At 73.9% G+C, this 13,643-nt stretch carries 10 protein-coding genes and 1 pseudogene; 9 read left to right on the top strand and 2 right to left on the bottom strand.

Annotated features, from left to right (window positions below):
* Both IFT36_RS11800 and cydC read left to right on the top strand, forming a co-directional pair.
* A partial coding sequence (locus IFT36_RS11800) for a P-loop NTPase family protein (protein WP_463671334.1) occupies nt 1–324 on the top strand: 324 nt, incomplete at its 5' end.
* Nucleotides 321–2,087, top strand: a complete 1,767-nt coding sequence (gene cydC, locus IFT36_RS11805; RefSeq protein ID WP_200413224.1) for a thiol reductant ABC exporter subunit CydC — start codon at nt 321–323, stop codon at nt 2,085–2,087. The genes IFT36_RS11800 and cydC, both read left to right, overlap by 4 nt.
* A 33-nt stretch (nt 2,088–2,120) precedes the next feature.
* Here cydC and IFT36_RS11810 read toward each other — a convergent pair whose 3' ends face one another.
* Nucleotides 2,121–2,948: an aminotransferase class IV gene (locus IFT36_RS11810; RefSeq protein WP_200413225.1), complete on the bottom strand. Its 828-nt coding sequence runs from the start codon at nt 2,946–2,948 to the stop codon at nt 2,121–2,123.
* A 32-nt stretch (nt 2,949–2,980) separates the two neighbouring features.
* Here IFT36_RS11810 and IFT36_RS11815 point away from each other — a divergent pair, with 32 nt between their 5' ends.
* From IFT36_RS11815 to holA, 5 genes and pseudogenes are all read left to right on the top strand, one after another.
* Nucleotides 2,981–4,405: an anthranilate synthase component I family protein gene (locus IFT36_RS11815; protein WP_200413226.1), complete on the top strand. Its 1,425-nt coding sequence runs from the start codon at nt 2,981–2,983 to the stop codon at nt 4,403–4,405.
* 180 nt (nt 4,406–4,585) lie between these two features.
* Complete coding sequence (gene leuS, locus IFT36_RS11820; protein ID WP_374058396.1) at nt 4,586–7,132, top strand: leucine--tRNA ligase; 2,547 nt, start codon at nt 4,586–4,588, stop codon at nt 7,130–7,132.
* 103 nt (nt 7,133–7,235) lie between these two features.
* Nucleotides 7,236–7,940, top strand: a complete 705-nt coding sequence (locus IFT36_RS11825; protein ID WP_200413228.1) for a ComEA family DNA-binding protein — start codon at nt 7,236–7,238, stop codon at nt 7,938–7,940.
* A 353-nt stretch (nt 7,941–8,293) separates the two neighbouring features.
* A pseudogene (locus IFT36_RS16800) lies at nt 8,294–9,733 on the top strand (ComEC/Rec2 family competence protein); the annotation flags it as partial.
* Between the two features lie 654 nt (nt 9,734–10,387).
* Nucleotides 10,388–11,422 (top strand): DNA polymerase III subunit delta, encoded by a 1,035-nt coding sequence (gene holA / locus IFT36_RS16530; protein WP_056047549.1) that lies wholly within the window; start codon nt 10,388–10,390, stop codon nt 11,420–11,422.
* A 117-nt stretch (nt 11,423–11,539) separates the two neighbouring features.
* On the opposite strand, the gene rpsT is transcribed toward holA, so the two are convergent.
* Nucleotides 11,540–11,800, bottom strand: coding sequence for a 30S ribosomal protein S20 (gene rpsT / locus IFT36_RS16535; RefSeq protein ID WP_043596189.1), 261 nt, complete (start codon nt 11,798–11,800; stop codon nt 11,540–11,542).
* Between the two features lie 243 nt (nt 11,801–12,043).
* On the opposite strand from rpsT, the gene IFT36_RS11840 reads away from it, so the two are divergent.
* The gene (locus IFT36_RS11840; protein WP_056045696.1) at nt 12,044–13,195 is read left to right on the top strand and encodes a pyridoxal phosphate-dependent aminotransferase; all 1,152 of its coding nucleotides are present in this window, start codon (nt 12,044–12,046) and stop codon (nt 13,193–13,195) included.
* 54 nt (nt 13,196–13,249) lie between these two features.
* Nucleotides 13,250–13,558: a DUF4190 domain-containing protein gene (locus tag IFT36_RS11845; protein WP_200413230.1), complete on the top strand. Its 309-nt coding sequence runs from the start codon at nt 13,250–13,252 to the stop codon at nt 13,556–13,558.
* Nucleotides 13,559–13,643: the final 85 nt, after the last annotated feature.

Here is a 13,643-nt window from a genome sequence, read left to right on the forward strand (position 1 = left end):
GAGGCCGTCGTCCGCGCCCTCGACCTGGCCGGCGCGGCCGGCCTCGACCCGGCGCTCGTGCTCGGGGCCGGCGGCGAGGGGCTGTCCGGCGGCCAGGCGCAGCGGGTGTCGGTGGCCCGGGCGCTGTACCGGCTCGACCGGGTCGGGGCGCGCCTCCTGCTGGTCGACGAGCCCTCGTCCGCCCTCGACCGGGTCACCGAGGCCCGGGTCGTCGAGGGCCTCCGTCGCATCGCGGCCACGGGCGTCGCCGTGGTCGTCGTCACGCACCGCCGCGCCGTGAGCGACGCGGCCGACGTCGTCGTCCCGATCGGAGGCCCCTCGTGACCCGCTCGTTGCTCCGCACGGCTCAGCCCGCCGGGCGCCGCGCCGCCCCCGGCCTGGTCTTCGGGTCGCTGAGCGCCCTCTCGGCGGTGGCCTTGCTCGCGGCGTCGGCGTACCTCATCACGCGGGCAGCCGAGCAGCCGCCGATCCTGTACCTCTCGCTCGCCGTCGTGGGCGTCCGCGCGTTCGCCCTGACCCGCGCGGTCTTCCGCTACCTCGAACGGCTGTCGAGCCACGACGCGGCCTTCCGTCAGCTGGCCGTGGTCCGCACCGAGCTCTACCGCCGACTGATCCGCGTGGCCCCGGCGGGTCTCGGCCGCACCGATCGCGGCGACCTGCTGGCGCGGGTCGTCGGTGACGTCGACGCCCTGCAGGACCTTCCCCTCCGGGTCGTGCAGCCGCTCGTGGTGTCGGGCCTGACCTCGGTCGTCGCGGTGATCGGCGTCGCCCTGGTGTCGCCGATGGCGGCGGTCGTCCTGGCAGGCGCACTCGTCGTCGCGTTCGTCGTCGGCTGCGTCGCCGCGGACCGGCTCGCCCGCCGCAGTGAACGCACCCTCGCCGACCGGCGGGGGGCGCTCTCGGCCGCCGTCGTCGACCTCGTGCAGAACCTCGACGTGCTCGTCGCGTTCGAGGCGGTGGACCGCCAGCTCGCCCGGGTCGCTCGACTCGACGACGACCTGCGCCGCGCCTCCTCGCGTCGGGCCCTGACCGGGGGCGTGGTCGCCGCCGTGCTCTCGGCGCTGTCGGGTGCCGCCGTGCTCGCGACGATCCCCGTCGTGGCGCCCGACGTCGCCTCGGGCGGGCTGACCGGTCCCGCCTTCGCGCTGGTCGCTCTCGTGCCCCTCGCCGTCTTCGAGGTCGTCGGTGCCGTCCCGACGGCCGTGCTGGCCTGGCGTCGCGTGCGGGCGAGCGGTGACCGCGTCGACTCGGCGGTGCCGGTCGACGTGCCAGCCGGCGTCGTCGACGACGACCACGTGTCCGGCGAGGCGGACGTCACCGCCTCCGACCCTCTCCGAGCCCACGGGCCCGCCGTGCCGGCCTCCGTGCCCGCGCTTCGCCTGCGAGGGGTCTCGGCGACCTGGCCGGGGGCGGCGGGCCCCGCGCTCCGCGGCGTCGACCTCGACGTGGCCGTCGGCGACCGCCTCGTGGTCGAGGGGCCGAGCGGCGCCGGCAAGACCACGCTGGCGTGGGTGCTGGCCCGCTTCGTCGAGCACACGGGTCGCTACGAGGTCGGGGGAGTCGACACGGCGATCCTCGCCCCGGCCGCCGTCCGGGCCACGGTCGGCCTGATCGAGCAGACGCCCTACCTCTTCGACGAGTCCCTGCGGCAGAACCTGCTCTTCGCCCGCGACACGGCCACCGACGACGACCTGCTCGCGGTCCTGGACCGCGTCGGGCTTGGCCGCTGGGCCGCCGAGCGCGGCGGGCTCGACGCACCGGTGGGCGAGCGCGGCGTCCTCGTCTCGGGTGGTCAGGCCCAGCGCATCTCGCTCGCGCGTGCCCTCCTGCGGGGGTTCCCGGTGCTCGTGCTCGACGAGCCGACGGCCGGACTCGACGCCGAGACCTCCCGTCGGCTCGTGCACGACGTCCTGACCACCGCCCGCGACGACGGCTCGACGGTCGTCGTGATCTCGCACGTCGAGGTGCCGGCCGAGCTGGTGACGCGGCGCGTGCGCCTCGAGGCGGGCCGCCTCGGCGAGGTCGAGGTCGAGGTCGGGTCCGAGGTCGGGTCCGACGTCACGCCCGACGACGGGGCCGGCGCCTGACGCGTCGAGGCACCGATCGCGTCCCGGTGGGGGTCAGGCGTCGACCGGTCGTCGCAGGCGGTCGAGTCGGCCGCGCCAGAGCGCCAGGCGCCCCGGCTCCTCGGCGGGTGCGGGGCCGTCGATCCAGTCGGTGACGATGCGGATGCCGTGCAGTGCGCCGAGGCTCCAGACCTCGAACCCGTCGAGCTCGTCCGGCCGGGTGCGGTCGTGCAGCACGTCCACGCCGAGGACGGCGGCCAGCGTCGTCAGGCTGCGGACCGTGACGCCCGGGAGGCGCGGCAGGTCGTCCGACGGGAGGCAGAGGGCGTCCCCGCGCCACCAGACGATCGAGCTCCAGGCGCCTTCGACGACGTGCCCCTCGGGCGAGAGCAGCACGGCCTCGCCGGCCCCTCGGGACCGCGCCTCGGAGACGAGCGAACCGAGGGCGGCGAGGTCGGGCCCCTTGACCGTCGGTCGTGTGCGGGGGTCCCGGTCGGCCGTGGCGAGGACGACCGAGCGGTGACGCGGGGGAGCGGGACGGAGGCGCAGCCGCAGCCGTGCCCGGCCGCCGTCCTCGGCTCCGTCGCCCGCGACGAGCTCGACGCGGGGGAACCAGGCTCCCGACCGGGGGAGGACCGCGAGGGCCGCCGTCCAGAACGCCGACACCTCGTCAGCGTCGGGCGCCCCGGGCACCTCGACGACCGACCCGGCGAACCGGTCGCGGTGCACGTCGAGGGCCAGCACCGAGCCGTCGTCAACGAGCCACGAGTCCGCCACGAGGAGGTGCGGGTCGGCGTCCGCCGCCCCTCCGCCCTCGCGCGTCGCCAGCTCGTCGCCCTGCCAGACGTGCAGCACGTCACCACCCGGCCGCTCGCCACTCATCGGGTCGGGTCTCCGCTCATAGGATCAAGGGTATGCGTCCCGCGGTCGTCCGTTCCTCCCTGCCGTGGCGCGACCCCGAGGCCGTCGTCCGGCACCTGGCCGCGACCGGCGACGTGGTCTGGCGCGACGCCGGGGTGGGCGCCGTGCGGGGCCGCTCGGTCGTCGGGTGGGGTCGGGCCGCGACGGGCGACGTCCGCGACGGCGGCGCCGACCGGCTCTGGCAGGCGGTGCGTGACGACCTGGTCGACGTCGAGCCCGACAGTCATCCGCTCGGTTGGGCCGGCTGGCTCGGCTACGGCTTCGGCTGCCGGCTGCTCGACCGCGACGCCACCGAGGGGCACCGGCGGGCAGCCACCGCCTCCACCGTCGCCGCCGACGGGGACCCCGCCGACCTCGCCCTGCTCGACGTCGACCGTGCCCTGGTCTTCGACCACGCCGCACGCTCGGTCGAGGCCGTCGTGCGGGCCGGCGACCCGTGGGCGTCCTCCCTGGTCGAGACCTGGGCCGACGTGCCGCCCGAGCCTCCGGTGCCCGGGCCGACCCGCGCCTCCTCGGGGGGCGCCGCCCCGCCCATCGCCCGCTGGCGGCACCGCCCCGACGAGTACCTCGACCTGATCGAGGGGTGTCGGCGGGCCATCGCGGCCGGCGAGGCGTACCAGCTCTGCCTGACCACGGCCGTCGACGTCGTGGGGCCGGTGGACGCGCTCGAGGCCTTCGCGCGCCTCCGTCGGTCCTCGCCGGCGCCGCACGCGTCGTTCGTGCGCATCGGCGACGTGGCCGTCGTCGGGGCGTCGCCCGAGTCGTTCGTCGAGGTGACGGCCGACGGCCGGGTGTCGTCGGCGCCGATCAAGGGCACGCGACGCCGCGGGTCGGGCGCCGACGACACGGTGCTCGCGCGCGAACTCGTCGAGAGCGAGAAGGAGCGCGCCGAGAACGTCATGATCGTCGACCTGGTCCGCAACGACCTCGCCCGGGTGGCCCTGCTCGGCACGGTCGAGGTGTCCGAGCTGCTCGCCGTGCACTCGTACGAGCACGTCCACCAGCTCGTCAGCACGGTGCGGGCCCGTCTCGGGGCGGGGTGCACCGCGGCCGACGTCGTCGAGGCGGCCTTCCCCGCCGGGTCGATGACCGGTGCCCCGAAGCGACGGGCCGTCGAACTGCTCTCCGACCTCGAAGGAGCGCCCCGGGGGGTCTACTCGGGCGCGACCGGCTGGCTCGGGCGCGACGGCTCGGCGAGCCTGGCGATGACCATCCGCTCGATCGTCGTCCACGGGGCCCGGGCGGCGGGTGCGGGACGGCCCGCGCGACCGGCGGGTGCTCGCGTCGGGGTGGGCGGCGGCATCACCATCTCGTCGGTGCCGGTCGACGAACGCGACGAGGTCGAGCTCAAGGCGGCGGCCCTGCTCGCCGTGCTCGGCGTCCGTACCGCCGACGGGGCGCCGGTCCGCATGTCGTGACGGCGCGTGCCGTTCGGTAGCCTTGGCGAGGATCGCCGAGCCCGGCGCACGTCGCCGTGCCCTCGCACGGACGGTCCGCCCCCACCGCACCGACTGCCAGCAGTGAATGAGAGCCCCGTGGCACACGAGCACGACACGACCGCGACCGACGCCTCCTCGGCCATCCCGCCCCACGACGGCGTGCCCGAACGCGAGTACGACGTCGCCCGCCTGCAAGAGAAGTGGCAGGCCCGGTGGGACGCCGAGCAGCCGTTCGTCGTCGACCCCGACGACAAGCGGCCGCGCAAGTACATCCTCGACATGTTCCCCTACCCCTCGGGCGACCTGCACATGGGCCACGCCGAGCAGTACGCCCTCGGCGACATGGTGACGCGGTACTGGCGCCAGCAGGGCTTCAACGTGCTGCACCCGATCGGTTGGGACAGCTTCGGGCTCCCCGCCGAGAACGCGGCCATCAAGCGCGGCGTCGACCCCCGCGAGTGGACCTACGCGAACATCGAGCAGCAGAAGCAGAGCATGAAGCTCTACGCCCCGTCGTTCGACTGGAGCCGGGTGCTGCACACGAGCGATCCCGAGTACTACAAGTGGAACCAGTGGCTGTTCCTCGAGATGTACAAGAAGGGCCTGGCCTACCGCAAGGACAGCTGGGTCAACTGGGACCCGGTGGACCAGACCGTGCTCGCCAACGAGCAGGTGCTGCCCGACGGCACCAGCGACCGGTCGGGCGCCGTCGTGGTCAAGAAGAAGCTGACGCAGTGGTACTTCAAGATCACCGACTACGCCGACCGTCTGCTCGACGACCTCAACCAGCTCGAGGGCCGGTGGCCGACCAAGGTGCTCAACATGCAGCGCAACTGGATCGGCCGCTCGATCGGTGCCGACGTCCACTTCGCCATCGAGGGCCGTGACGAGAAGGTCACGGTGTTCACCACGCGTCCCGACACCCTCTACGGCGCGACGTTCATGGTCGTCGCGCCCGACTCCGACCTCGCGGCCGAACTCGTCGCCGACGCGACGGACGACGTCAAGGCGACCTTCGCCGAGTACCTCGTCGAGGTGCAGAAGGCGACCGAGATCGAGCGCCAGTCGAGCGAGCGCCCCAAGACCGGCGTGCCGCTCGGCCGGGTGGCGGTCAACCCGCTCACGGGCGACCCGATGCCGGTCTGGGCCGCCGACTACGTGCTGGCCGACTACGGCCACGGCGCGGTCATGGCCGTGCCCGCGCACGACCAGCGCGACCTCGACTTCGCCCGCAAGTACGACCTCCCGGTGCGCGTCGTGGTCGACACGAACGCGCCCGTCACGGGCGTGATCCCCAAGCTCGAGCTCGACGAGGACGGCCAGGCGGTCCTGCCGGACGACCTGCCCGACCTGAACCCCCGCGAGACGGGCGTGGCCCTGACCGGCGACGGCCGACTGATGAACTCGGGGGCCCTGACCGGCCTCAGCAAGTCGAACGCGATCAAGCGCGTCGTCGAACTGCTCGAGGCGTCCGGCGACGGCGGGGCGGCCAAGACCTACCGTCTGCGCGACTGGCTGATCTCGCGCCAGCGCTTCTGGGGCACGCCCATCCCGATCGTGCACGGCGCCGACGGCGTCGAGGTGCCGGTGCCCTACGACGAGCTGCCGGTCCGACTGCCGTCGACCGAGGGCCTCGACCTCAAGCCGAAGGGCAGCTCACCGCTCGGCGCGGCCGAGGACTGGGTGAACGTGCCCGATCCGCGCGACGGGTCGCCCGCGCGTCGCGACGCCGACACGATGGACACCTTCGTCGACAGCTCGTGGTACTTCCTGCGGTTCCTCGACCCGACCGACGCCGACCGGGCCTTCGACCCGGCCCAGGCCAGCAGGTGGGCGCCGGTCGACCAGTACGTCGGAGGCGTCGAGCACGCCATCCTGCACCTGCTCTACGCGCGCTTCATCACCAAGGTGCTCTTCGACCTCGGCCACGTCGACTTCACCGAGCCCTTCAGCGCGCTGCTGAACCAGGGCATGGTGCTGCAGGACGGCGCCAAGATGAGCAAGAGCAAGGGCAACGTCGTCAGCCTCTCCGACGAGATCGAGAAGCACGGCGTCGACGCCATCCGCCTGACGATGGCCTTCGCCGGCCCGCCCGAGGACGACATCGACTGGGCCGACGTCTCGCCCGCCGGTTCGGCCAAGTTCCTGGCGAGGGCGTTCCGTCTCGCGAGCGACGTCGACAGCTCGCGCGACGTGGTGTGGGCCGACGGCGACCAGGCCCTGCGCCGGGTCACCCACCGGTTCCTCGCCGAGGCCCCGGGGTTGAGCGAGGCGTTCAAGTACAACGTCGTCGTCGCTCGCCTGATGGAGCTCACCAACGCCGTCCGCAAGGCGATCGACTCGGGGCCCGGCGCGTCCGACCCGGCGGTGCGCGAGGCGACCGAGACCGTCGCGCTGGGGCTGTCGCTCTTCGCTCCGTACACGGCTTCCGAGATGTGGGAGAAGCTCGGCTACGACGGCGGTGCCCTCGCCACGTACGGCTGGCGGAAGGCCGACCCGACGCTGCTCGTCGAGACGAGCGTCACCGCGGTCGTCCAGGTCAACGGCAAGGTGCGCGACCGGCTCGAGGTGTCGCCCAAGATCGCCTCCGACGAGCTCGAGGCGCTGGCCCGCGACTCGGCGGCCGTGCAGCGCGCGATCGGCGACAAGCAGATCGTCAACGTCATCGTGCGGGCGCCGCGCCTGGTGAACATCGCGGTGAAGTAGGTACTCGGGGCGTCTCGTCCCCACTCGTCGACGGCCGCCCTGGCTCCCCAGGGCGGCCGTCGTCGTCCGTGCGGCGTGATGCGCGCTCGTACCGTGACGGGTCATGACCGTCAGCTTCCGCACCGCCGTCGACCCGTCCGAGCCGGGTGGTCCGCGGTGGCGCGTGGGGGTCGGGGCGGTCGTCGTCCTGCTCTTCGTCGTGCTGGCGGTGAGCGTCGCCGTGTCGGCCTTCGCCACCCGAGGAGGCGCGGCGGACGACCTCGTGACCGTCGAGCCGGGCACCGGGGCCGAGGCCGGGGCAGGGGCCGGCACCGCACCTCCCGCGGGTGCCTCGGTCGTCTTCGTGCACGTGCACGGCCGGGTGGCGGCGCCCGGCCTGTACGAACTGCCGCACGGCGCCCGCGTCGTCGACGTGGTCGCGGCGGCCGGCGGGTTCACGGACGAGGCCGACCAGGCGGCGGTCAACCTCGCGCGGGTGCTGGTCGACGGCGAGCAGCTGCGGGTGCCGGCCATCGGTGAGACCGCGGACGACGGGGTGGCGGGTGGTGGTGACGCGGCGGCGGGTGGGTCGGCCGCGGGGGGAACGGCGACCGGTGGCGGGACGGGGGCCGGTGGGGGGACGGTCGACCTCAACCTCGCGGACGACGCCGCGTTGCAGACGCTGCCCGGGGTGGGGCCGGCGACCGCGGCGGCGATCCTGTCCTGGCGTGACGAGAACGGCCGCTTCCGCAGCGTCGACGACCTGCTGGGGGTGCCGGGCATCGGTCCGAAGACGCTCGAGGCACTGCGCGAGCGGGTGCGGGTGTGACGCCCGGTCGCGTCCTCGACCTGCGGCTCGGGGTGCCGGTGGCCGTGGCGTGGGTCGGGCTCGCCGTGGGTTCGACCCGGCCGGGGCTGTCGCCCGTCGTGGCCGCCGTCGCCCTCGTCGTCTGCGTCGTCGCGGTCGGGCTCGTGCTCGTGGCGCGGGTGGGCGCCCTCGCCGCCGGGCAGGTCCTGCTGGTGGTGGCCCTGAGTGCCGGGGCGTGTGCCGGGCTCACGGGCCAGGCGGCGGTGCGCGACGACCGCCGTCACCCGTCGGGGCTCACGACGTCGGTGGGGCACGCGGTCACCGTCGAGGGGCGCCTGCTCGACCGGGTCGAGGCGCGGTCCGACGTCCTGACGATGTCGGTCGACCGACTCGACGTCGGCGCGGGGACCGTGGCCCTCGGGGACCGCGTCCCGGTGCGGGTGTTCGGGGCGCGCCTCGACGGTCGCCGGTCGGCCGAGATCGGGGCCCGGGTGTCGGCCCGGCTCGTCCTGGGCCCGGTGAGGTACGGCGAGTCGGTCGCGTTCGAGGGGCGGGCGGTCGAGCCGCTCGGCGTCCGCGCCGAGCCCGGGCGGACGTCGGCCTGGTCGAACGGGCTCCGCTCGGCCTTCCGTGCCGTGGCCGCAGACCTGCCGGGTGACGGCGGGGCCCTGCTGCCCGGGCTCGCGATCGGCGACACGTCGGGGGTGCCCGACGACCTCGACGACGACATGACGCAGGCGTCGCTCAGCCACCTGACGGCCGTGTCGGGCTCGAACTGCGCCGTGCTGGTCGCACTCGTGGTGCTCGTCGGGTCGGTGCTGAGGGTCCCGCGGTTGCTGCGACTCGCGATGGCCGTCGTCGTGTTGGTGGCGTTCGTCGTGCTCGTCACGCCCGAGCCGAGCATCGTCCGGGCCACCGTCATGGCGGTGCTCGTCCTCGTGCACCTCGCCGTGGCACGGCCGATCGCCGGTGTGCCCGTGATCGCGCTGGCGGTCGCCGGGCTGCTGTTCGCTGACCCGTGGTTGGCCCGCGACCTCGCCTTCGTCCTGTCGGTCCTCGCGACGTCGGGGCTCGTCGTGCTCGGAGGGCCGCTGACCGCCCTGCTGGCGCGCCTCGTGCCCGAACCCGTGGCGGCGGCCCTCGCCGTCCCCACGGCCGCGCAGCTCGCCTGCCAGCCCGTGCTGCTCGCCCTCGAACCGAGCATCGCCCTGCACGGCGTCGCCGCGAACGTGCTGGCCGGCCCGGCGGCTCCGGTGGCGACCGTGGGTGGGCTCGTCGTCTGCGTGCTCGCGCCCTGGGCGTCCGCGACCGCCGCGGCCGTCGCGTGGGCCTCGTGGCTGCCGTCGTCCTGGGTCGCGGCCGTCGCCCGGTCGGCGTCCACCTGGCCGGGCACGCGACTCGGGTGGGACGCCTCGGCGCTCGGCGTCGCCTCCCTGGTCGGCGTGACGGCCCTCGTCGTGGTCGCCGTGGTGGCCCGGGCCCGCGGCCGCCTGCGGGCCGTCGCGACGACGCTGCTGGTGGGCGTGCTGGTGGCCACCGTCGGGGTGGTGGGCGGGCGCACCGTGGTGATCCGCGCCTCCGTTCCCGACGACTGGGTCGTCGCCCAGTGCGACGTGGGGCAGGGCGACGCCGTGCTCGTCCGCAGCGCGCGGGCCGTCGCCCTGATCGACGTGGGTGACGACGAGGCCGCCGTCGACCGCTGCCTCTCGACGTTCGGCGTGCGCCACGTCGACCTGCTCGTGCTCACCCACTTCGACCGTGACCACGTCGGGGCGATCGGCTCGGTCGTCGGCCGGGTCGGCACGGCCCTCGTCGGGCCCGTGGGGCGCTCGGACGACGCCGAGGTCGTGACCGCCCTGCGCGGCGGTGGCGCCGAGGTCCAGGAGGCGCGGGTCGGCACCCGGGGACGCCTCGGCGACCACACGTGGCGGCTCCTCTGGCCGCCCACCGCGACCCCGGCGGGCAACGACGCCAGCCTCGTGGTGCGCCTCGACCCTGGCGGGTCCTGCCGGGTCGGCTGCCTCTCCCTGCTGGCCCTCGGCGATCTCGGTGAGACCGCCCAACGCCGTCTGGCCTCGTCACCCGACGGCGACGAGGGGCTCGGGCGGGTCGACGTCCTGAAGGTCTCGCACCACGGGTCGGCGGACCAGCACGCCGAGTTGTACGAGCGGGTGTCGGCCCGCGTCGGCCTGGTGGGCGTGGGGGCCGACAACTCCTACGGGCACCCGACCGACGTCGCGCTCGACCTGGTCCGGGACGGCGGGGGAGTCGTGGTCCGCAGCGACGAGGCGGGTCAGGCCGCCGTCACGCCCGTCGGCCGTGACGGCGGCGACGTCGGCCTGCGGATCTGGCGGGAGCACGCGGGGTCCGCGGGTCGAGATCGCGCGTCCGACACGTCGGTGGCGTCCTCTAGCATCGGAGGAGGCGCGGCGGGCCCCGCGTCCGTGGGACGACGTCCGAGAGGCAGCATGGCAGCGCGAGCGAGTGGCAAGACGGCGAAGAAGGCCTCGGTCGCGATCGACCAGGTCGGGTGGGACAAGATCCGCCCCGCGGCCGTGGTGCTCGTGAGCGGGCCGGAGCAGTTCCTCGCCGACCGTGCCTCGCGCCAGCTGCGCGACCAGCTCGTCGCCGAAGACCCCAGCCTCGAGGTGCACGATCTCGAGGCCGACCATTACCAGCCCGGCGAGCTCGTGACGCTGGCGAGCCCGTCGCTCTTCGCCGAGCCACGTCTCATCCGCGTCTCGAACGTCGAGAAGTGCACCGACGCCTTCCTCACCGAGACGCTGCGCTACCTCGACACGCCCGCCGACGACACGACCCTCGTGTTGCGCCACGGAGGCGGGGTCCGCGGCAAGAAGCTGCTCGACGCCGTCCGGGGCGGCACCGGCGGCGGGCTCGAGGTCGTCTGCGCCGAGCTCAAGAAAGACACCGAGAAGCTCGAGTTCGCGGCCGCCGAGTTCGCCGCCGAACGGCGTCGCATCTCGCAGGGGGCCCTCCGGGCGCTCGTGACGGCCTTCAACGACGACCTGGCCGAGCTCGCCAGCGCGTGCCAGCAGCTGATCAGCGACGCCGCGGCCGAGATCACCGAGGCCACGGTCGAGAAGTACTACTCGGGTCGGGTCGAGACCAACGCCTTCAAGGTGGCCGACGCGGCCATCGCAGGTCAGCAGGGCGAGGCTCTGGTCCTGCTCCGCCACGCGTTGTCGACCGGGGCCGATCCCGTGCCCGTGGTGGCGGCGTTCGCGATGAAGATCCGCACCATGGCCAAGGTGCAGGGCTCCTACGGCGGCTCGGGTCAACTCGCCTCGCGCTTCGGACTCGCCCCGTGGCAGGTCGAACGGGCACAACGAGACCTCCGGGGCTGGACCGAGGACGGGCTGGGCCGGTGCATCGAGCTGCTCGCCGAGACCGACGCGGCCGTCAAGGGCGCCGAGCGCGATCCGGTGTACGCGCTCGAGCGGATGGTGACCATGATCTCGACGCGCGGTTCGCTGCTGTCGTGAGTCGCGCCTCCTGACCGTCCGGTCGCCTGTCCTGCGGGCGAACGGGGACGACGAAGGCCCCGTCTCGATCGAGACGGGGCCTTCGTCGTCGAGCCCGGGGGCTCGGGGGAGGGGAGCCTAGAGGGCGCCGACCTGCTTCGCGATGGACGACTTGCGGTTCGCGGCCTGGTTCTGGTGGATGACGCCCTTGCTGGCGGCCTTGTCGAGCTTCTTCGACGCGAGGAGCAGAGCCGAGGTGGCCTTGTCCTTGTCGCCGGCGGCGATGGCCTCGCGGGTGGCGCGGACGGCGGTCTTGAGCTCGCTCTTGACGGCGCGGTTGCGGTCCTGGGCCTTCTTGTTGGTGCCGATGCGCTTGATCTGCGACTTGATGTTTGCCACGTGAACTACTTTCTGGATTCTGAGTATCGGACGATGTGCGCCAGCCGAGCGTCCGACCGACGTGAATCGGTCGACCCGGTGCTGCCGCCGGTGATGGCCACCGGAGCGGCTCTCGGCTGCGATCGCGTTCCGCCACTGCAGACGTAACGCGCAAGCCAACAGGCAACGTTACCAGCAGCGAGCCCGACTCTCAACGAACGTCGACCGGTCGGCGTGCCGTGTCGTGCGGGGTACCGTGCCATCATGCCTCAGCTCGCACCCCACATGACCACCGTGCCCGCTTCCGGAATCCGTCGGGTCTACGAGCTCGCGGCGCAGCTCGACGGCGTCGACATGCTCGTGGTGGGCGAACCCGACGTGCCCGTCGCCCGCCACATCGCCGACGCCGCACGCCGCGCCTGGGCCGACGACCGCACCGACTACACGCCTAACGGCGGCATCCCGGCCCTGCGCGAGGCGCTCGTGGACAAACTCGCCCGGGAGAACGACGTGCACGTGGACCTCGAGCAGGTCTGGGTCACCGTCGGGGGGACGCAGGCCCTGCACCAGACGATGGGACTGCTGCTCGCGGCCGGCGACGAGGTGCTGGTGCCGGACCCCGGCTACACGACGTTCACGATGAACGCCCACATGCTCGACGCCGTGCCCGTGCCCTACACGTTGGCCCCCGAGCTCGGCTTCCACCCCGACCTCGACGAACTCGAGAACCTCGTCGGCGACCGCACCCGCGCCCTCATCGTCAACAGCCCGTCGAACCCGCTCGGCGTCGTCTATCCGGAGGAGACGCTGCGGCGCCTGCTGGACTTCGCCCGCCGGCACGACCTCTGGGTCATCAGCGACGAGGTCTACGAGTACTTCACCTACGGGCCGAAGCACGTCAGCCTGGCGTCGCTCGACGGCGACGACCGGGTGTTCAGCGTCTTCTCGATGAGCAAGACCTATGCCATGACGGGCGTGCGGGTCGGCTACCTCGTGACGCCCAAGGGCCTCGCGGAGACGATGCGCACGGTCCAGGAGGCGGCCATCAGCTGCGTCGCCGAGCCCGACCAGTGCGCCGCCCTCGCCGCCGTCGTGGGGGACCACCAGCCCGTGGCCGACGCCCGCGAGCACTATCGGAGCAACCTGGACCTCGCCACGACGCTGCTCGACGAGCGCGGCATCCGGTACCTCGAGCCCACCGGCGCCTTCTACCTCTGGATCGACGTCAGCCACGCGTCGCAGGGCGACGTGGCGGCGTGGGCCGAGAGGTTCCTGCTGTCGGAGCGCGTCGCGGTCGCGCCGGGCAGTGCGTTCGGCCGGAGCGGCGAGGGGTGGATCCGCGTCTGCCTCGCGTCGTCACCCGAGGTGATCACCCGGGGGCTCGGCAAACTGCCGGCGCCGGGCGACCCCCGCTGAGATCCGGGGGTCAGCCCCCTGGGGTCGACGCGAGGGGCTTCCTAGGCTCGGAGCATGACGAACCAACCCGTGCACACGACCTTCTCCGCCTCCAGCACCGGCGTCCGTTCGCCCCTCGCCGTCTGGAGCCTCGTCCTCGGCCTCGCCTCGATCGGCTTCGGCTTCACCTTCGTCGTCCCGATCGCCGGCCTCGTCCTCGGCATCCTGTCCCGCCGCCGTGAGCCCGAGGATCGCACCATGGCGCTCGTCGGCATCGTCTCGTCCGCCGTCATGCTCGTGGGCACGCTGATCGCCCTGGCGATCGGCCTCGCCGTCGTCGGGGGTGCGGGCGTCCTCGCGCTCCTTCCCGGCACCGCCGCCTGACCCTCGGCCCGGCAGTCCCGCCCGGCGGGCCCGCCCGGCGGTCCCGCCCGGCGGGCCCGTCCCGCGTTCCGGCTCGCGCCTCCCG

This window comes from Frigoribacterium sp. CFBP 13605 (genome assembly GCF_014839405.1).
Taxonomy (GTDB): domain Bacteria; phylum Actinomycetota; class Actinomycetes; order Actinomycetales; family Microbacteriaceae; genus Frigoribacterium.